Genomic DNA, 19,009 nt, shown 5'->3' with positions numbered 1-19,009 from the left:
TATATCCACCATATTCTTCTATAATTCTGCTACAAGACTTCATAATTACTCTGCAATACTTAGTATCGATGAAAGTTCGTCGTAAATCCTCCCATGTAGTTGTTCTATTGATAATTTTCTTTCGTCAACTTGCAGTGATGATTGAACTTGGACTTCAGGAATCGTAATATACTCATCGAAAACATCCGCTAAAAGGTCAATGGTTGCAGTCCTTTGTTTTTCCGATTCTGGATCCAAAGTATATCCATGTATCTTAACCTTTTTAATATTTTTCTTTTGACCTAACACACATAAACGATTAAATAAACCTGCAAAACCGCGAGCAAAATTCACTTGTATTCCTTCTCTATTAATCTTAATGGGATTACATTTTTGCTCAATTGAAATAACATTTATATTATTATCATTTGCAGCATCAAGTTGAGATTTAAGCAAATTTTTATACACTGAATCCTCCATCATATTTAAAGCATTTAACACTTCTGACGGACAGCATATTTCATAACATATTTTTCGATAATTAATCATTTGAAGAATTCGATGATACTCATCCAACCTACAAACAGCAGCAAATACTATATTGATTTCTTTGCCTTCATTGTTTTCTATCCACTCCTTTTCAAGTAATTCCTTTAATGTTTGCAGATAGCAACCATTTTTATTCACTTCGTATATCAACACTTGCAAACGAGTATTATAAAGAAAAACATTACCAAAAGCCAATCCTTCTTCTGCCGTATTGATTTGTACTTTACTAAAAGCCTTGGTTTCTTTATTCTTTATTGGTGGAATATCTTTATCTTGTATAGTTTCAACCAAGCCAATTTTACAATTTTCCAACGTAGTAGCGAGCGACCGAAACTCATATATTTTGGATTCATACAGCTCTACTTTACCAAACAACAATGATAACAAATCTGTAAATGAAGGAGCCTCTACACCGTCAACCTGACTTTCTATATGTACGCTAACAATATCAACACGTTTTTTCTTATTTGCCATATTCTCAATATTATCTTTAGAACTTAAATAATAATATGATTGTTTGCTCAATTGTATAACTTATTTCAAATCACCTTCTCACCTTCCCAATCCCCCACAGCATCATCACTCCTACACCATAGCCGATAACGCATCCGAGGGTATTGTGTAAAACATCATCGAATTCACAGAGGCCACGCTTAAGAAGCAACTGACTTAACTCTATGACACTGGAGAAAACAAATCCCACAAATGCAGCTTTCCACCATGAACGATGTATAAAGATGAAACTCAACAAGAAACCGACAGGAATACCAAGAGCGATATTCATCAAATTCTCTTCAATCAATTCCGTCTGCCCAGCATCAATAGCCACATAACTCCAGAATGGTGTGAGTTCGTATTTCATCACATCACCTGTTGCTCGATAAATAACACAAGAAGCAAGGATGAGAAACATATACTCTATCAGTACTGTCGTCATCACCCCTTTCCTTGCTTGATTCAGATCCTTAGCGAAAGCGAACACCATAACAATGATACCACTCATCACCAAGAACGACAGCTGAACCACCATGTTAGGAATATCCTTGGATGCATCAGCTAGGTAATCAATCGAGAATACTACTGGATTGTTAATCATTCGTTGTTATCCCTTTTCCCCACTGTGGAGTTAAAACGAATATCAAGTCTTGAAGATATTGCGAAAGTGAAACAAGGAGCTATCCCTTGTTTCATCCATGGAATAAACCTCTGATATGTGTCTTAAATTTTATAATTCTCCAAAACACTCATTGGTTTCCACCCTAATTCTCTCTTTGCCTTTTCGTTACTTATAGTATCTGAATTCACTATTTTTTCAAGCCGAGAAGAATTTATAGGAAAGAAACTAAATATATCGCCAACCAAAGCCAAGCACTTTGCCATCCAATAAGGGATTGAGAATGGTTTTCTCTTACCTAACTGTGTTGCTATCAGTTCTTCTAACTCACCAAATGAAGGTTGGTCATCATCACAGACATTATACACACCCCCTTTTTCTGCCACCAGTGGTACAAGATATGCTATATCTTCTGCCATCAGCAGACTTTTTCTGGCCTTACCATGATTTATGCTCAAATACTTTCCTGTCTTTATACCATTAACCATTGCCCCAAGATTACCTGGAGCATTCTTTCCTGCCATCAAACTGGGGCGTAGTATTCCAAGGATAACGCTATGTTCTTCACACCATTTGGTTAGAAACTCTTCTGCCATAATCTTACTTTTCTGGTAGGGTTCTTCTCCTGCGAGTGGATAATCCTCAGTTACATAGTTTCCATTATCAATACCATAGACGCCACAAGTACTGATAAAAATGAAGGACTTTGGTACACCAACATTCTCCAATGCTTTACAAAGGTTTACTGTTCCTTGATAATTAATATCATAGAAAGATTGTATTTCCTTCTGAGATTTGGGGTTAATGTGGGCTTTGCCTGCAGCATGAAGTACAATGTCATATCGACAAGATAGTTGAGGTACTTCTTTGGCAAAGTTTGCCTTTATTACGTCCCTATCCGTTATACCTATGGTGGTCACTTCATACATTTGATCAAGAATAGGCTTTGTATTGAATCCAAGAAAGCCCGTACCACCTGTATATAATAACTTCTCCATATTATTTTGTAAACATTTCAAGATACCTTCTCTTCATCTTAACACCATACTTGATATCAATCTTGGGAAGCTCCTCTCCTAACAATTGTTTAATACGCAAGTAAGGCAGATTCAAACCTCCCTCTTTAAAAATTTGCATAGTGGCAGCAATGCGAGGATTAATCTCCATTAGTACAGGTTTACCGTCACGATCATATTTGAAGTCCAAATCTGCAGAACCATCAAGACCTAAAGCCTTAACAACAGACTCAGCAATCTCATATGCCTCTTTATTAAATGACAAGGTAGCAGCCTGTGGAATACTGGCCAGATTTACGTTGCTTTCACGATAGCACATATAGACAATCTTGCCGTGGTCTGCAATCAAATCCACAGAACCCTCTTCGCCAGGAAGATATTCCATAGCCATCATTTCCGGTATTTCAGGACGCTCGTTCAGAGTTGCCTGTAAATCCTCAAAAGATGTAAAGAATGAATTGGGCTTTTCGCCAAACAGGATATCAAACCTTGACTTTGAAGGATCAATCATTCTGATACCACGGCTACCACTAAGCTCTGTTGCCTTTACACATACGGGATATTCCGGATATCCAACTGCTTCACAAGCTTCTTTCAATTCAGATGCTTTCTTGATAACATGAAACCTGGGGACTTTCAACCCTTGCTCTTTCAAGAAGGCATAGAAGTTATACTTGTTGATGGTGGTCTCGATGGTCTTTCTATCGCCAACGGCTACCTTTATTCCCAGTTTGTAAAAATCTGCCTTGCGGTCAAGAAGCGGGATAAGCTCTGCTGACATAAAAGGCAACACAACATCCACGTTCTCCTTCTTGCAGATGTCAAGAATAACATCAATATATTTAGGATCTGAAGCAGCGGGTACTTCATAGATCCCATCATAAAGTCCATCAAGCGTAGGGTCATAGTGCATATCAATACCTATAACACGGATTTCACGCTCTCCGTTGTCTTTAAGGCATTTCACCAACCCTGGCGCGAACTGTGCGCCACAAGCAGACAGCAGCACAGTTAGATTCTTAAACTCGCTCATATTAAATCACGTAAGTTGTAAATACATCCTCAAATGTTTCACCCTTCTTCATCACATAGCAAGAGCCATCAGCCTTCTGGCCAATCATGGGGCAGTTCCAGAAGATGAATGGCGGCTTGGAAACATTGCTATAACCACCTACATTCCCAAAAATGACATAGTCCCCTACTCCTAGTGAGCCTTTATAGTCAGGGTACATCACATCGTGCTCCAAGCAGGTGTAACCAACAAATTCTGCCTCATTAAGCATCTCCTGTTCCTTGTTCACATGAACAATCTGCAACGGCATCTTCTTCATCTTGCAGATGTCACCCAGATTATCCTTGCTGCAGTTCAGAACAACAAACTCATGCCCCTTAATGTGCTTAATGCTTTCCACCTTACCAATGAAATCAATATAGCTATTGATAACAGTGGTTCCTGGTTCCGTCATCAAGATGGGTTTCTCTTCCTGTGACAGATGCTTGTAATGTTCTGCGAAAGGAACGGCTACAGTCTTGGCATAATCCTCAAAAGTAGGAATGTTATCACCAAACTGCTTGGCTAGTGATTCCTCCATACGGGCAAACATACCGCTACCCATATCGATAAATTTGGGAGCCTTATTGGGGAAATACTTGTCAGCCAGTGCCAGCATGATAGTTGCACGATTGCTCCATGCCTCTACAGTACGGCTCTGACCCACATGACAATGCAAGCCTACCACCTCCAGATTCTTAACAGCAGCCACCATATCAAAAGCTTTCTGCAAATCAGGACTATCAGTATCAATACCAAAACGAGAAATGAAGTGCTGACCAATATTGATATTAACACGGATACCTATCTCAAGGTTTTTGTCTGGGTTCTCGTCAGCAATCTTGCAGATGTTCTTCAACTCCTCCAGATTATCCACATTAATGATACCACCATTCAGAAGAGTCTCTTTTCCAAGTTCCTTTTTGAACGGTCCATTATACACAATCTGATAAGGTTCATAGCCAACTGCACGGGCTACAGAATATTCCATATCACTCACCACCTCAGCATAACCACCAAGGCTTTTAACCAGCTTACAGATAGCTGGTGTATAGTTGGTTTTGTAGCTGTATGCCAATTGATACTTAGAGTAATACTTGTTGAAGCAAGCCACAAACTCTTTATAGTTCTTCACAAAGTCCTCTTCACGGAAAAGATAGATGGGAGAACCAAACTGCTTTTCTAAAGCCTGTAATTTCTCAATGCTATACATATCAGTATATTATTTCGTTTATATTCATTTTATCTTTCATCCCTATAGACATGGTCACCAGACAGTACTGGAGCAATCACACCAAAGAAGGTCTTTACGTCCAACCAGAATGACAGGTTCTCTGCATAAGCAGCATCTGCTTCAAACTGGTCTTCACGTAAAGCTGCACGATTCACCAAATCTATTGTACAGAAGAACCCAGGCAGGACATCATAACGCTTTGCAAACCTTTTGTTTTCCTTATATTCATCCCACTCCCAGTCAAGAATAGGTCTTGGCCCAATGATAGCCATTGTTCCATTCAGTACATTGAACATCTGAGGAAGTTCATCTAAACTAGTACGCCTTAGGAAACCACCCACTTTTGTGATTCTGGAATCACTAGCACTGGTTGCGATGCCACCCATTTCGTAAGCATGATCGCACATGGTACGGAACTTAAAGACGGTAAAAGGTTTAGTCCCTTTACCTAATCTTCTCTGTTTGAAAAACACAGGACCTTTACTATCTATCTTGATAGCAATCGCTATGATAATCATAGGAATGCAACTCACTATCAACCCGATAATTGACAGTGCACAGTCAATTATTCGTTTAAAGAAATGCTTATACATTATTGACACAAATTAAAGTTCGTCTAAAACTTCCTTAAACAATCTATATAGGTTTTTAAAATCAAAGTTCTGAGCAGCTTTTTTTGCAGCTATACTCATTTTTTCATACGATGCTTTATCATTCATTAATGAACAAAGAATATTTTTATACTGCTCCGGTGTTTTGATATCCTCAGATACCCCCGCCCCATAATATCTAACAATATCATAGCCTATAATATTATTAGATACTATTGGCTTTCCTGCTGCCAAATATTGGAATAGTTTCCCTTGACTGCCTCCGTATTTCATGTCGCCTGTCTGAGTATAATTCAATAGGTTAATATCTGAGCATGAAATAATATATGGTACATACTTGATCTCAACCCACTTGTTCATAAAATGTACATTGTCTATATGTTCATTTTTCACTTTGATTTCAAGAGCTTCTCTTTCTGTGCCATCACCAAATATCAAGAATGATACTTTATTGTCACCTTTAAATAATTTTGCAGTTTCTATTATTCTATCTACTCCATTTATAATACTTACAGAACCCAAATACAATATCTTGAAAGTATTCGGATCTCGCAACTCTGGGGCATCTATCTGATACTCATTTTTATATTTCTCAAATTCAACCAAGTCAATACCATTATTAATATAATGGACATGGTCTAAATCAATTGGCCCCCCTTGTTCTTTATCCCATTTATGATCCTTTAAATACTGTTTACAACCTGCAAGTGTAAATATATTTCTTTCCGCATGAGAATATATGAATTTTTCAATCCAATAGAATAACCTCATCGGTATACCATCATTTTTAAATAACCCCGCTGTCGCAAATCCATATGGCCACAAATCCCATGTTTCTGTAATATAAGTAGCATTTAGTCTTTGGGATATCCAATAAATCGGTACATCGCAGGGAATTCTAGTGTTATGAAGAATTATGTCTGGTTTCGGTAGTTTATTTCTTATTTTGAAAAGATTCCACGCAAATTGGAAGTTTGAATAGAACCTCCTGATACCAGTATTGTTAGTATATGAAGAAACTTTTATAAATATATAGTTTAAGTCTGGATAGTTTCTTCTTATATAATCTTCTTTTCCTTCTATCAGATTCTTCTTGCTGTAGTGAAGATAGCTGGCTCCAATAATATATACTTCATAACCATCCTGCTTCAAAAACTTGGCAAATTTCTGATGTCTAAGATGTGTATCTATCTCAGGTGGTTGTACATTATTGCAAACCAGCCATATAACCTTCTTTGATCCCATCATTTAAACTGGTTGATAAGTTCAACGATTTGGGTGTCTTCCTTTTTTGTAATAGCCGGTCCAATAGGCAAACTCAACTCCTCATCTGCAATCTTCTCAGTAATAGGCAAACTCAATTGAGGTATATTCCATGCTTCCTTAGCATAGCATTCCTGTTTATGTGGGGCAATAGGATAATGGCATACAGTACCAACTCCATTCTGCTCCAAATAGTCGTGCAATGCATCACGCTTACCATCAGCTACCAAAATCGGGAAGAGATGGTAAGCATTCTGCTCATCAGGGAGTAAATCTGGCAAAGTAATCAACGGATTGTTGATATGCTCATAGTAATAATGAGCCACCTCCTTACGATGCTGATTATCCTCAACCAGGTACTTCAACTTTACATCCAATACAGCTGCCTGTATCTCATCCAGACGGCTATTACGGCCGGTGTACTTGAACACATACTTCTTCTGGCTACCATAGTTGGCCAGAGCACGAACAGCAGCAGCCAGCTCAGGATCATTGGTTGTGACGGCTCCACCATCACCAAGTGCACCAAGGTTCTTGCCAGGATAGAAACTATGTCCGGCAGCATCACCTATTGAACCAGTAACGCGACCATCAGTATGTTTACAGCCATGAGCCTGAGCATTGTCCTCAATCAATTTCAGGTTGTATTTCTTGCACAAAGTGCCAATTTTGTCTGTATAGGCATTGCGGCCATACAAGTGCACAATAGCAATTGCCTTTGTCTTAGGAGTGATAGAAGCTTCAATAAGATCATCATCTATCTCCAATGTGTTGAGCTTAGGCTCAACCAATACAGGTTTCAATCCATTTTCCGTAATGGCAAGGATTGTGGCTATATAAGTGTTTGCAGGAACAATCACCTCATCACCAGGTTGCATCACACCCATCTCAATGTATGCACGGAAAATCCAGATGAGAGCATCCAGACCGTTGGCACAACCAATGGTATACTTTGTTCCTATAAACTTAGAGTAGTTATCTTCGAACTGCTCATTCTCCTTGCCTTGGAGGTACCAACCACCATTTACAACACGGCTTACAGCCTCATTTATTTCAGCTCCATGTAGAGCCGTAACATCTTTCAGACTTAAAAAGGGTATGTTCATATTCTAAAAATTTTCAATTATCAATTATCAGAAGTCTACTTTTCTATAAAACTTTGCGGGATTGCCTAACCACAACTCACCAGCAGGGACATCTTTGGTTACAACAGAACCTGCAGCAATAAAAGCCCCTTCCCCAATGATAATACCGGGAAGAATAACTGAACCAGCACCAATTGTAGCTCCTTTACATACTTTCGTCTTAAGAAGAGTCCAGTTCTTGTTCTTGGAACGCGGATACATATCATTGGTAAATGTCACATTGGAACCAATCATTACATTATCCTCCAGTGTGATGCCATCCCAGATTTGTACTCCACATTTAATTGTAACGTTGTTCCCAATCACCACATCGTTCTCTATGAGACAATGGGAGCATATATTACAATTTTCCCCAATCTTACAATTTGGGAAAATCACACAATACTGCCATACCTTTGTACTTTCTGGTACATTAGGATTCATACAATCAGCCAACCTGTGTATCATTTCTTTCTAAAATCTAAAAACTCATCGTAATCACGAATATAATCTTCTATTTGGTAAACATCAGAGGCCAGCACCATACAAACGGCACCAGATGAAAAATCATCCAAGTCGCGCCAGATGCCTGGTTTCACATAAAGTCCCTGATAAGGTCGGTTAAGCATAAAACTACGCTTTACGTTACCATCATCTAAAGTAACTCTAAAACTTCCGCTGGCTGCCACGATTAATTGGCTTAAATTACGATGTGCATGAGCGCCCCTTGATTCGCCCCCTGGTACATCATAGAGATAATAAACTCGCTTTACGTCAAATGGAATGGTATCTCCATTCTGTACTACCGATATATTACCTTTTCTATCACTATGATGCTTATCCAACTCTATCATTGTACAGTCATAAACACTATATTTTTCCATCTTTTTTCATTTTAAGAAATACATCATAGTCACGAACATAATCATTGGCGTCATAATATGTTGATGACAATACCATAGCCAACGAATTTGTAGAAAAGTTTTCCATTTCTCGCCATAGTCCCTTTGGAACATATAGTCCATAATAAGATCTGTTAAGCGTAAATGATTTCTTTTTTAGCCCATCATCAAGTACGACATCAAAACTTCCAGATAGCGCGACTATAAATTCTTGGTTTTCTTTGTAGGCATGACCGCCTCGGCACTCACCTCCCGGTACATCATATAACCAATAAGTGCGTTTTATGACAAAAGGAATATGCTTCTCCTGTTCAACAAATGAGAGATTTCCTCTTGCATCAAGGAACTTTGGGAGCTCTATTATTTTAGGAGTATTCATAATTGATAAAGGTTACCGTCCTTTAATTCATACATCCTACCACACTCGCACTTCAATGTATCATCCAAACGCTTTCCGCACTCACACACCCATCCAATCTGCTTGGCTGGTACACCAACCATCAAAGCATAGTCCTTTACATCTTTAGCAACCACGGCACCTGATCCAATCAATGCAGATTTACCTACATTATGGCCACATACAATAGTACAGTTAGCACCTAGGGAAGCACCCTCTTTAATTATAGTTTTTGCATATACCCCATGCACAGGGAAATGAGCACGAGGCGTGGTAACGTTGGTAAACACACATGAGGGGCCGCAAAAAACATTGTCTTCGAGTTCAACGCCCTCATACACAGAAACGTTGTTCTGGATGCGGACACCATTACCAACCTTCACGTTATTACCAATATTCACATTCTGTCCCAAAGAGCAATTCTTACCAATCACGGCACCTTTCTGCACGTGACAGAAATGCCAAATCTTGGTACCCTCACCTATCTGCACGCCTTCGTCTACATAACTAGACTCATGACAATAATACTTTTTTTCTTCCATATTTTTACTTATTTCGTTCTCTATATGTTGTTACGTATAGCCATAATTGTTTAAAAGAAGAACTGCCGACGAGATTAAACTTCCATCTATTTTTTAGAACATAAAACAGAAAATGGAAACGCCCTGCCCATCTACTTTTGCTATCATCTTTCCAAATAAAGTCTTTGTCATAAAATACAGACCACATTACCTTATTCAAAAAGTGATCATTAATTATATTACATTTTTCTCCATTCGCCTTAATGTAAAAGAATCTTAAGATAATACCATTCATAACATCTAGAAATGCGTCCATCTTATACTTTTTACATTCTTTTCGTAGGAGTCCCCAGTCAATCACATCATTGTTCACTTTAACAAACATTGCCCAATCAAGAATCTGTTTTAATCTCATATTCCCGGCTTCAAAATGTGCCATCGCATGGTAAGTCAAAAACAACGCATTAAATTGCACTGGTGGTACAAAATAACAATTCTCTATTATCTTTGCTTCCTCTTCGGCTAATAAAACCGATAATTCATTATGAAGCGTTTTCCACCATTTTTCATCAAGTGTCATTACGAAAAACTGGTGGTTCTCAACAGTTTCTCCATTAAAGGTGAACTTTGAATGTTTTTCCCAGTCCTCATTTACAGGAATACCCTTAAAGCGTATAATATCATTCCCCTTATCATACTGACCAAATAAAAAGCAATCAATATCCCCACAGTCACGGTGTAATGGTTTGGGATAGTTTAAGCCATTACCTTGACCCTTAAGCAGAAGCATTTGTATTTCATGCTGTTTCCATAAGGTGCATAGATCTACTATAGCATTTTGTTGTTTTGCATTTAAAGACTCCCTTAATAAAACTCCGTTATAAGCTTCATAAAACCATGTCGAACTTTTCTTGAATTCAACAAACGAATTAATTTTTTCGATACCATCGAATGTAAATCCTAACACTCCCTGTTCCTGAGCAATATTTATTAATTCGTTCCATTCAAATTCAGATATATCCATAAAAGGAGATAAATCCTCATTATTAGGTTTAGTGATTTCCAGTCCTATGCGCAACAGTTTAAAAAGCTTATCTTCCATTTCTAATCTTTTTCTTTTAAGGCTACGAATAACACACTGATTGGGTGTAATGCTTTTACCCCAGTTCCTTCAAAGATCTGTTGTCGGCAGGATGTACCAGGTGCTGCAACTATTACATTATCCTCTTTGCTTTCAGTTGCTTTCCGTACGGTCGGAAACAATACCATTTCGCCAATGGCTTTGGATATTTCATAATGCTCTTTTTCATAACCGAAAGAACCCGCCATACCACAACAGCCGCTTGGGATCACATTCACCTTAACACCTGGAATCAATCGCAGCATTTCAGCACATTTCCCTACTCCAATCAAAGACTTCTGATGGCAGTGGCCGTGCAAGAATATTTCAGCAGATAATTCCCTAAATGATTCAGAAGAAATACGACCGACCTGAACCTCTCGCATAATAAACTCATCAAAGAGCAGACAGTTCTTTGCAAGTTTCTTTGCAGTTTCTCTTAACTCAGCAGGTACTATATCCGGGTACTCATCACGGAAAGAGAGTATGCAAGATGGCTCTATTCCAACAAGTGGTGTTTCATCCGAAGTAACATATTGTAGCATCTGCACATTCTTCACAGCATACTTCTTTGCCAGTTTTAGACACCCTTTTGAGAATGCCGCACGTCCACTTTCTACATGCTTTGGTATCTCAACCGCATAACCGAGTTTCAAAAGCAACTTAGCAAAGGTCAATCCCAATTCTGCTTCCTGGTGGTTTGTAAATTCATCTGCAAACAGATAGACTTTACGCTTACTGGGATCTGCTTTATATTTCTTGTTCTCTATCTCCACAAGCTTCCGCATACTGTAGCGACTTAACTTGGGAATCTGGCGTTCTGTAGAAAACCTAACAATCTTTTTAATTACCCAGGCAGAGGGTTTAAATGTGGCAAAGAAGTTATAGAACGGCCGCACCATTGCGCCAAACTCTTCCATCTTTGCCATACGAGCCACCATCCAAGAGCGGAAGGGCGTTCCATGGCGGTCGTATTTCTGTTGCAAAATCTCTGAACGCAACTTGGTCATGTCCACATTGGACGGACATTCTGAAAGACAACCCTTACAGGCCAAACAGCTATCAAGAACTTCTGACAGTTCTTTGATGTCAAAAACGCTCTTGCCAGCAACTACATCCTTGAATGCTTCGCTTTCAAATCCTCTTGTTAAGATCTCACGGAGTATATTTGCCCTTGCTCTAGTGGATTTTGTTTCATCATTTGACACCATGTAGGCCGGGCACATAGTTCCGCCTATCAGGTTAGATTTCAAGCAGGCGCCTGCACCATTACATTGCTCAATGGAACACATCAAAGCGTGGGCTTGGCTTCTAACACCACTGGCTCCTTCTACTTTACATTCATCAAAGGCAGCACGCCAATTATAGTAAGTATTGTTGGATAAGAGTTCTTCCTCAACTTTGTATTTCTGTCCTACTTCAAAGCGAAGCCATTCATCCATAGGAGGTGTGTCCACAATCTTGTTCATATTGAACACACCATCAGGGTCCCAGCAATGCTTTACTTCTCGCATTAACTGGTAAACCTCTTCACCATACATCAGAGGGATAAACTCTCCACGTAAACGGCCATCGCCATGTTCTCCACTAAGACTACCTTTGTGTTTGCGAACCAGCTTGGCTGTTTCTTCTGCAATCTCACGGAATAGTTTCTTGCCTTCTGCAGTCTTGATGTTGATGATTGGACGCAAGTGAAGTTCTCCCGTGCTGATATGGCCGTAATACACGCAGGATGTATGAAGTCGTTCCAACATCTCGCGGAAGTCCTTCATATAGGCTGGCAGACGTTCTGGGGCAACAGCGGTATCCTCTATCACGCCAATGGGTTTTGCATCACCCTTCATACCGCTTAATACACCCAAACCGGCCTTTCTCAAATCCCAGACTTTGGCTACATCATAACCATAAACGCGGGTATTGGTATATACCAGACCGGATGCTTTTGCGTCTTCCTCAAAGGCAGCTGCTTTTGCATCTATCTCTTCTCTTGTATCCCCCCAGAATTCTGCAATCAGCAGAGCGGCAGGCATACCTTCTACAAAGAAGGAGTTGCGTTTCTGTTCAAGGTTCTGGAAGCTTAGTTCCAGAATCTTGCCGTCCATCAGTTCTACGGCTGCAGGCTTGTGTTTGAGTGCAATTAGGTTGGCCTCAAAGCTTCCTTCAAGGGTAATGCAGTGGGCACATACCACCATCTTTTCTTTAGGTGGTAAAGGATCAAGGGAGACCTTGATTTCAGTGATAAATGCAAGCGTTCCTTCAGAACCTGCAAGCAATTTGCAAAAAGCAAGTCCAGGATTCTCTTCTACAATCTCTATCGCCTCATCTATGGCATAGCCGCAACTACGACGTTGTAGAGTCTTATCTGGGTAGTTCTCTTCAACAAGGTTTCTTATCGCTTCATCTTTAGCCCATCTATTTAATTGTCTTACCAAAGACTCTAAAAATGGTCTAGTGTAGCAATAACCGTCTTCAGCAAACTTCTCTGTATCAAACTCACTACCGTTAGACAATATTCCCTTGCAAGCTATCACATGATGACGGGTACTTCCATAAATCAATGAGTGTGTTCCGCAGGAGTTATTGCCAAACATGCCTCCTATGCAACAGCGGTTACTGGTAGATGTTTCTGGGCTGAAATGAAGGCCGTAAGGTTTGAGTGCTATATTCAGCTCATCACGTACTACACCTGGCTGTACCCATGCCCACTTCTCTTCCTGGTTGATTTCAAGGATCTTGTTCCAGCCTTTGATATCCACAACAATCCCCTTCCCCACCACTTGTCCGGCAATGGAAGTACCACCAGCTCGGGGAATCAAATGCGTTTTCCTTTGCTTTGCCTCTTTAATCAATGACTTGATATCATCAACCGTTTCGGGATATGCCACACCTTGTGGTACCTCCCGGTAGGTAGAGGCATCGGTAGAGTACGCGATTCTATGGAGACTGTCAGAAAAAATTTTAGCCATTTAAGTATTTTTGGATAGTAGCAAGAATATGCTCAGATGCGTGTGCATCCCCAAAAAGCGGAGGGAATGTAGGTGCGGTACCAACAAGCTTATCGTAAGCATGAATAATACGTTCTGGATCTGCATCTGCAATAATTCCGGCACCATGTTTCACTATTTCTACCCATTCAGTTTCTGGACGTAAAATGACACAGGGACGTTCAAAGAAGAAGGATTCCTTCTGCACACCACCGCTATCAGTCATAACGATTCTCGCATTCTTTTCAAGTACAATAATCTCAAAAAATGATGCTGGAGGAATAATCTTCACTCGTGGTGAACTGAGGAGCTTCTTATATACATCCTTTGCAAGGTTCTTATCAAGCAGATTCTTTGTTCTCGGATGCAAGGGTAAAACTAGTGTGATACCATCACGTTCTGTAATTGACAACAGTGAAGAAATAATTGCCGTTAAGCGTGCAGGGTCATCTGTATTATTAGGTCGGTGAATTGTAGTGAGAATATACTCACCAGGCTTTATATTAAGTCTTGTGAGAATATCCGATTTTTGTTCAGCAAGCGAAGCGAAATACATGCTATTATCGTACATAACATCTCCGCTATTCACAACCAAACGTCCTTTCCCATTCTTAAACTTTGCAAGGGATTCAAAGAATCCTTCGCGTTTTAAGTTGTCAATACCAGTTTGGGTCGGAGAGAAACAAATGGAAGACAACTGATCGCACACGATGCGGTTTACCTCTTCCGGCATAGTCATATTGAAAGAACGCAAGCCCGCTTCAATATGGAACACAGGAATATGAATCTTTGATGCAGCAACTGCTCCAGCAAGAGTGGAGTTGGTATCACCATAGAGGATGATACCATCGAAATGTTCTGATGTCAGCACTTCTTCAATACCAGCTATCATCTTTGCTGTTTGAACACCATGGCTACCCGATCCTACACCTAAATTATAATCAGGTTGTGGTATACCTAATTCGTCAAAGAACACTTGGGACATGTTGGCATCATAGTGCTGGCCAGTATGAAGAATTTTTTCTTCAATTTTGTCTGGAAAATACTTTGCCACAGACCTTGATATGGCAGCAGCCTTTATAATCTGGGGTCTAGCCCCTATTATTGTTAATAGCTTTATCATGAATTCAAAACTTTATCGTACATTTCAAAAAGGGTCCTCTCTTGAGTTTCCCAATTAAATTCCTTTTTTACAGCTTCTTTACCGTTTTTTCCCATCGAAGATACTAATTCCGGGCTGTTTATCAACTTTGTTATAGCAGCAGCTATTTCTTCATCAGAATCAGGGTTGACGCAGATACCACACTGATATTTATCTATTATTTCTTTCCACAACCTCATATCTGTAGCGATGACTGGTGTTCCAGCCATCATGTATTCAAACAATTTCGTGTTCCCCAATGTCCCTTCTTTGCCACCAGCTACGGGGCTATATCCCAGTATCGCCATACCTGCCACACTCTCTGTTTGTATTTTTTCTGCTTCTTTTGCTGGTACGACACCCTTATAATCCACTTTCTCCCAACCTTTCAAAGCCGATAATTCTTTTTTGTATTGCTCAGTCATTGGTCCCGCTAGTACATACTTCACATTAGCCTTCTCTAAGGCTTTTACAATAGGCACATGATTCCACAAGTGAGATATTAATCCCGTAAAACATATTTGTTGTGACCTACTTTCATTAATTGGTATATCCTTAAAAATCGGATAATTTGTTATAAGATAGGTATTGGAGTTTATTGTTCTTAACCTTTCCACTATTTTGGGTGTAACTGTGACTAGAGCATCAAACTTTCGTAATGTCCTTTTTTCATAAGTTTCGTAAACTATAGAAATAAGTTTTCTTGACCACCTGGGTAAATATGGCTTTTCCAATATGTCTGATGGCATATCTTCATGGGAATCAAAAATCACAATTTTCCCTTTCCTCTTAATTTTAGCGGCTATTGGCAGCAATTCCGGATCGTGAAAATGATAAATATCAGCATTTACTTCCAATGCTGCTTCATATATAGGATTAAGGTTAAAAATCCTTTTGAAAAGTTCTTCAGGCAAATTCACTCCTACAACATGGATATCGTCAATTATTCTACATTCTGTGTTCGGTACAATCAAATACATTTCGTATTTTCGAGAAAGAGATTTGCACTCTTTCTTGAAAATACGAGCATCGGTAACATAGTGATTACTTGCTACATGGCATACCCTTGTCTTCATCTGGCAAAAAAATTAATTACGTTTTTTATTACCATGTCCTGCACATCCTTAGTCATTTCCGTATGAATCGGAAGTGACAACACAGAATAAGCACACTCTCTAGACTTATCCAAAGCCTCACCAGCACGAGTAATAGTCTTGAAAGCCTCCTGCTCCTGAAGCGGCAGCGGATAGTAAATCATACTGGGAACTCCCTGTTCTGCAAGGAAGTTCTTCAGCTCATCACGCTTGCCGTTCTTAATCTTCAGGGTGTACTGGTGATAAACGTGGGTACTGTTAGGCAACTCTTTAGGAGTAATGAAGTATTTCTCCTCCGGATCAAAAGCCTTCAGCTGCTTGGTATAATAGGAAGCAGCCTCATAACGAGCCTTGCAATACTCATCCAAATGACGGAGCTTCACATCAAGCACTGCAGCCTGAATAGAATCCAAGCGAGAATTGCAGCCAATAACAGCATGATGATACTTCACACGCTGGCCGTGGTTGGCAATCATGTGGATGCGTTCTGCAAGAGCATCATCATTCGTAAAGATAGCGCCACCATCACCGTAACATCCGAGGTTCTTGGACGGGAAGAATGAAGTGCAACCAATGGTACCCATTGTGCCGGTCTTTGCCTTATGGCCATCGCTGAAGGTATATACAGCGCCAATAGCCTGAGCATTGTCCTCAATTACATACAGGTTATGCTCCTTGGCAAAGGCAAGGATAGGCTCCATATCACAGCTCTGACCAAAGAGGTGAACAGGAATGATAGCTTTTGTCTTGGGACTGAGAGCCTTCTTGATATTATCAACTGTTACATTGAAAGTATCATAATCCACATCTACCATTACGGGAGTGAGGCCAAGAAGTCCAATCACCTCTGCAGAAGCCACATAGGTGAAAGCTGGAACTATCACCTCATCACCCGGCTTCAACTCCAGAGCCATCAAGGCAATCTGGAGGGCATCGGTTCCGTTGGCACAAGTGGTCACGTGACAACCACCCATATACTCACTCAGATGCTGGGCAAAGTCCTTGACAATAGGCCCATTGATAAAGGCCGTATTGTCAATGACATTTTGGATGCCGGCATCTACCTCATCTTTTATCTTGAGGTATTGACCTTTGAGGTCAACCATTTGAATCTTATTTGCCATACTAATTTTCAATTATCAACTGTCAATTTTCAATTAGTACTTTACGTCATCCCAACCGAAGGGATGTTTTGACAGAGGACGCTCTGCCAGAGGATGGTAGTCACCAACCAATCCAACAGGAGTGCAGTTACGGATGTCCTCAACAATCTTGATGCAGTTACGAGCCTCACTGATGCGGAAACCTTCGCCTGCCAAAATCTTCTGGTAGCTCTTGGTGTGCAGCTCAGTAAAGCCCTGGCTGAACTCGAACTCTTCACCATCAATGTTCAAAGTACGGTAAGTCTTCTTCTCACCCTGTACAGCATTCTCAGGCAGACAGTCTGCATTGATGCTCAGGAAGTACTTAACGTGAGCACGCTCAAGTTCAAGAACACCGGCCACACGGTCAAAGCTCATTACATTCACAATATTCTCCTTCACAGGACCAAAGATCCACTGGAGCATATCATAGAAGTGAACACCAATGTTGGTAGCCACACCACCAGACTTGTGGTTGTTGCCCTTCCAAGAGGTGTAATACCACTTACCACGAGAAGTAATGTAGGTCAAGTCAATGTTATACTTTTTGTCCTTGGGACCATTCTCAATCTTCTCTTTTAGAGCTGCAATCTTGTCGTGCAGACGAAGCTGGAGGATATTGTAAGCCTGATGGCCAGTCTCTTCCTCAACCTTAATCAGGTCTTCCAGACTCTGGCTGTGGATCACAATAGGCTTCTCACAAATCACATTCATACCGTTGCGAAGACCGTAGCGGATGAACGGATCGTGCGTATAGTTCGGAGTGCAAATAGAAAGCCACTGGATTTCATCCTTTGTACCCTTCAGCTTTTCAACAAAGCGCTCGAACTGCTCCTGCTCTGTGAAGAATGAACACTCGGGGAAGGAACTGTCAAGTCTTCCCACACTATCAAAACGATCATAAGCGGCCACCAGGTTGTTACCCGTATCAGCGATGGCCTTGATGTGACGCGGAGCAATGTAGCCAGCGGCACCAATTAATGCAAAATTTGCCATTTTTTAAATAGTATACTATTTATTATGAAATCCCTGTCAAGCCAACACACACTTGTTGACGTTTTGTATAAAGAAACTAACCTCTTTAACACAACCCTTTACCACATTACGGTTTAACATTTGTAGCTTCGACATCGGAATATATTATTATTTACTCTCAGATTAAACACACATTAGTTATCCCATCCCGTTTTAGATTATGGGAGTTTTATCATATCACCCAGTTTTAAAAGAAACTCTTCAGTAAAGAACCCATATCCTGTGGACATTGTTAATTCTCCTATTACTGGTTTGTTATTAACGATATAAAAGTCTACTCGTATCTGCTTAAATGGCTCAGATATCTTTCTTGCAATTTCCAACATCTCATTTAAGCATGAGGGTTTTGGGAATAATGGATCCTTCTCGTTGTAAACATCAGCAGATGTGCTTCTTAAATACTCAGGATGCATTTTCCATTCTGTATCATACAATTGCATATTTAGATCCAGCACAACCCTATTATATGTTACCCATATATAGCGTGGTATTCCATTAATACAATACACTTTAAAATCGACCAATGAATTAGGTGAAAAGTCCTTATAATCGTTATTTAGAAGTTCTTCAGCAATAATACAACGCTTAATTCTTGTATTATGCATTTGCGCATTATCGTAACCATTTGGTAGGATAATCCATTGTTTAAGCTCTTTTTTTATTTTCTTTAAATCAATCAAAGATTTATCCTTAACGATTCTATTTGTTCCACATCCATTATTCGATTTTAAA

Annotated in this window: 19 protein-coding genes; all 19 read right to left on the bottom strand. The window is 39.9% G+C overall.

All coding sequences use genetic code 11. The features are described 5' to 3' along the window. Positions 1 to 45: 45 nt before the first annotated feature. The gene (locus CIK90_RS11185) at positions 46 to 1,002 is read right to left on the bottom strand and encodes a hypothetical protein (RefSeq protein ID WP_094465453.1); all 957 of its coding nucleotides are present in this window, start codon (positions 1,000 to 1,002) and stop codon (positions 46 to 48) included. 70 nt (positions 1,003 to 1,072) lie between these two features. Next, positions 1,073 to 1,624: a VanZ family protein gene (locus tag CIK90_RS11180; RefSeq protein ID WP_094465451.1), complete on the bottom strand. Its 552-nt coding sequence runs from the start codon at positions 1,622 to 1,624 to the stop codon at positions 1,073 to 1,075. Positions 1,625 to 1,746: 122 nt separating this feature from the next. Then, positions 1,747 to 2,640 (bottom strand): NAD(P)-dependent oxidoreductase, encoded by an 894-nt coding sequence (locus CIK90_RS11175; protein ID WP_094465449.1) that lies wholly within the window; start codon positions 2,638 to 2,640, stop codon positions 1,747 to 1,749. A gap of 1 nt (position 2,641) precedes the next feature. Then, on the bottom strand, positions 2,642 to 3,691 hold the full coding sequence (locus CIK90_RS11170; RefSeq protein ID WP_094465447.1) for an ATP-grasp domain-containing protein: 1,050 nt from the start codon (positions 3,689 to 3,691) through the stop codon (positions 2,642 to 2,644). A 1-nt stretch (position 3,692) separates the two neighbouring features. Beyond that, positions 3,693 to 4,922, bottom strand: coding sequence for a hypothetical protein (locus tag CIK90_RS11165; RefSeq protein WP_094465445.1), 1,230 nt, complete (start codon positions 4,920 to 4,922; stop codon positions 3,693 to 3,695). A gap of 29 nt (positions 4,923 to 4,951) precedes the next feature. Further along, positions 4,952 to 5,536: a sugar transferase gene (locus CIK90_RS11160; RefSeq protein WP_094465443.1), complete on the bottom strand. Its 585-nt coding sequence runs from the start codon at positions 5,534 to 5,536 to the stop codon at positions 4,952 to 4,954. A gap of 12 nt (positions 5,537 to 5,548) precedes the next feature. Further along, positions 5,549 to 6,802, bottom strand: coding sequence for a glycosyltransferase family 4 protein (locus CIK90_RS11155; protein ID WP_094465441.1), 1,254 nt, complete (start codon positions 6,800 to 6,802; stop codon positions 5,549 to 5,551). Then, entirely contained in the window at positions 6,799 to 7,923 is a 1,125-nt protein-coding gene (locus CIK90_RS11150; protein WP_094465439.1) for a DegT/DnrJ/EryC1/StrS aminotransferase family protein, read from the bottom strand. Before CIK90_RS11150 ends, CIK90_RS11155 begins: the two co-directional genes overlap by 4 nt. 27 nt (positions 7,924 to 7,950) lie before the next feature. After that, complete coding sequence (locus tag CIK90_RS11145) at positions 7,951 to 8,385, bottom strand: acyltransferase (protein ID WP_254046339.1); 435 nt, start codon at positions 8,383 to 8,385, stop codon at positions 7,951 to 7,953. Between the two features lie 20 nt (positions 8,386 to 8,405). Next, a complete protein-coding gene (locus tag CIK90_RS11140; protein ID WP_094465435.1) occupies positions 8,406 to 8,825 on the bottom strand; it encodes an FdtA/QdtA family cupin domain-containing protein in 420 nt (139 codons plus the stop codon). Continuing rightward, positions 8,812 to 9,222: an FdtA/QdtA family cupin domain-containing protein gene (locus tag CIK90_RS11135; RefSeq protein WP_094465433.1), complete on the bottom strand. Its 411-nt coding sequence runs from the start codon at positions 9,220 to 9,222 to the stop codon at positions 8,812 to 8,814. Before CIK90_RS11135 ends, CIK90_RS11140 begins: the two co-directional genes overlap by 14 nt. Then, on the bottom strand, positions 9,219 to 9,782 hold the full coding sequence (locus CIK90_RS11130) for an N-acetyltransferase (protein WP_094465431.1): 564 nt from the start codon (positions 9,780 to 9,782) through the stop codon (positions 9,219 to 9,221). The genes CIK90_RS11135 and CIK90_RS11130 overlap by 4 nt, the downstream gene beginning before the upstream one ends. Positions 9,783 to 9,786: 4 nt before the next feature. After that, positions 9,787 to 10,863 (bottom strand): nucleotidyltransferase family protein, encoded by a 1,077-nt coding sequence (locus tag CIK90_RS11125; protein ID WP_094465429.1) that lies wholly within the window; start codon positions 10,861 to 10,863, stop codon positions 9,787 to 9,789. Between the two features lie 2 nt (positions 10,864 to 10,865). Beyond that, the gene (locus tag CIK90_RS11120; RefSeq protein WP_094465427.1) at positions 10,866 to 13,847 is read right to left on the bottom strand and encodes an FAD-binding and (Fe-S)-binding domain-containing protein; all 2,982 of its coding nucleotides are present in this window, start codon (positions 13,845 to 13,847) and stop codon (positions 10,866 to 10,868) included. Further along, entirely contained in the window at positions 13,840 to 14,988 is a 1,149-nt protein-coding gene (wecB, locus tag CIK90_RS11115; protein WP_173849343.1) for a non-hydrolyzing UDP-N-acetylglucosamine 2-epimerase, read from the bottom strand. The genes CIK90_RS11120 and wecB overlap by 8 nt, the downstream gene beginning before the upstream one ends. Further along, positions 14,985 to 16,082: a glycosyltransferase gene (locus tag CIK90_RS11110; protein ID WP_094465425.1), complete on the bottom strand. Its 1,098-nt coding sequence runs from the start codon at positions 16,080 to 16,082 to the stop codon at positions 14,985 to 14,987. The genes wecB and CIK90_RS11110 overlap by 4 nt, the downstream gene beginning before the upstream one ends. Beyond that, the gene (locus tag CIK90_RS11105; protein WP_094465423.1) at positions 16,079 to 17,224 is read right to left on the bottom strand and encodes a DegT/DnrJ/EryC1/StrS aminotransferase family protein; all 1,146 of its coding nucleotides are present in this window, start codon (positions 17,222 to 17,224) and stop codon (positions 16,079 to 16,081) included. The genes CIK90_RS11110 and CIK90_RS11105 overlap by 4 nt, the downstream gene beginning before the upstream one ends. Positions 17,225 to 17,257: 33 nt before the next feature. Continuing rightward, positions 17,258 to 18,238, bottom strand: a complete 981-nt coding sequence (locus tag CIK90_RS11100; protein WP_094465421.1) for a Gfo/Idh/MocA family protein — start codon at positions 18,236 to 18,238, stop codon at positions 17,258 to 17,260. A gap of 197 nt (positions 18,239 to 18,435) precedes the next feature. Then, the coding region (locus CIK90_RS11095; RefSeq protein ID WP_305775594.1) for an ATP-grasp fold amidoligase family protein at positions 18,436 to 19,009 on the bottom strand (574 nt) is incomplete at its 5' end.

The sequence above is a fragment of the Prevotella sp. P5-126 genome, from assembly GCF_002251185.1.
GTDB lineage: Bacteria > Bacteroidota > Bacteroidia > Bacteroidales > Bacteroidaceae > Prevotella.
This window is presented reverse-complemented; position numbering and strand designations above follow the sequence as displayed.

What these genes read in the sequence shown, in the direction of transcription:
- CIK90_RS11135 (WP_094465433.1), bottom strand. Translation starts at nt 9,222, where the DNA reads ATGAATACTCCTAAAATAATAGAGCTCCCAAAGTTCCTTGATGCAAGA.
- CIK90_RS11140 (WP_094465435.1), bottom strand. Translation starts at nt 8,825, where the DNA reads ATGGAAAAATATAGTGTTTATGACTGTACAATGATAGAGTTGGATAAG.
- CIK90_RS11160 (WP_094465443.1), bottom strand. Translation starts at nt 5,536, where the DNA reads ATGTATAAGCATTTCTTTAAACGAATAATTGACTGTGCACTGTCAATT.
- CIK90_RS11175 (WP_094465449.1), bottom strand. Translation starts at nt 2,640, where the DNA reads ATGGAGAAGTTATTATATACAGGTGGTACGGGCTTTCTTGGATTCAAT.
- CIK90_RS11170 (WP_094465447.1), bottom strand. Translation starts at nt 3,691, where the DNA reads ATGAGCGAGTTTAAGAATCTAACTGTGCTGCTGTCTGCTTGTGGCGCA.
- CIK90_RS11145 (WP_254046339.1), bottom strand. Translation starts at nt 8,385, where the DNA reads ATGAATCCTAATGTACCAGAAAGTACAAAGGTATGGCAGTATTGTGTG.
- CIK90_RS11150 (WP_094465439.1), bottom strand. Translation starts at nt 7,923, where the DNA reads ATGAACATACCCTTTTTAAGTCTGAAAGATGTTACGGCTCTACATGGA.
- CIK90_RS11155 (WP_094465441.1), bottom strand. Translation starts at nt 6,802, where the DNA reads ATGATGGGATCAAAGAAGGTTATATGGCTGGTTTGCAATAATGTACAA.
- CIK90_RS11185 (WP_094465453.1), bottom strand. Translation starts at nt 1,002, where the DNA reads ATGGCAAATAAGAAAAAACGTGTTGATATTGTTAGCGTACATATAGAA.
- CIK90_RS11125 (WP_094465429.1), bottom strand. Translation starts at nt 10,863, where the DNA reads ATGGAAGATAAGCTTTTTAAACTGTTGCGCATAGGACTGGAAATCACT.
- CIK90_RS11130 (WP_094465431.1), bottom strand. Translation starts at nt 9,782, where the DNA reads ATGGAAGAAAAAAAGTATTATTGTCATGAGTCTAGTTATGTAGACGAA.
- CIK90_RS11100 (WP_094465421.1), bottom strand. Translation starts at nt 18,238, where the DNA reads ATGGCAAATTTTGCATTAATTGGTGCCGCTGGCTACATTGCTCCGCGT.
- wecB (WP_173849343.1), bottom strand. Translation starts at nt 14,988, where the DNA reads ATGATAAAGCTATTAACAATAATAGGGGCTAGACCCCAGATTATAAAG.
- CIK90_RS11180 (WP_094465451.1), bottom strand. Translation starts at nt 1,624, where the DNA reads ATGATTAACAATCCAGTAGTATTCTCGATTGATTACCTAGCTGATGCA.
- CIK90_RS11110 (WP_094465425.1), bottom strand. Translation starts at nt 16,082, where the DNA reads ATGAAGACAAGGGTATGCCATGTAGCAAGTAATCACTATGTTACCGAT.
- CIK90_RS11105 (WP_094465423.1), bottom strand. Translation starts at nt 17,224, where the DNA reads ATGGCAAATAAGATTCAAATGGTTGACCTCAAAGGTCAATACCTCAAG.
- CIK90_RS11120 (WP_094465427.1), bottom strand. Translation starts at nt 13,847, where the DNA reads ATGGCTAAAATTTTTTCTGACAGTCTCCATAGAATCGCGTACTCTACC.
- CIK90_RS11165 (WP_094465445.1), bottom strand. Translation starts at nt 4,922, where the DNA reads ATGTATAGCATTGAGAAATTACAGGCTTTAGAAAAGCAGTTTGGTTCT.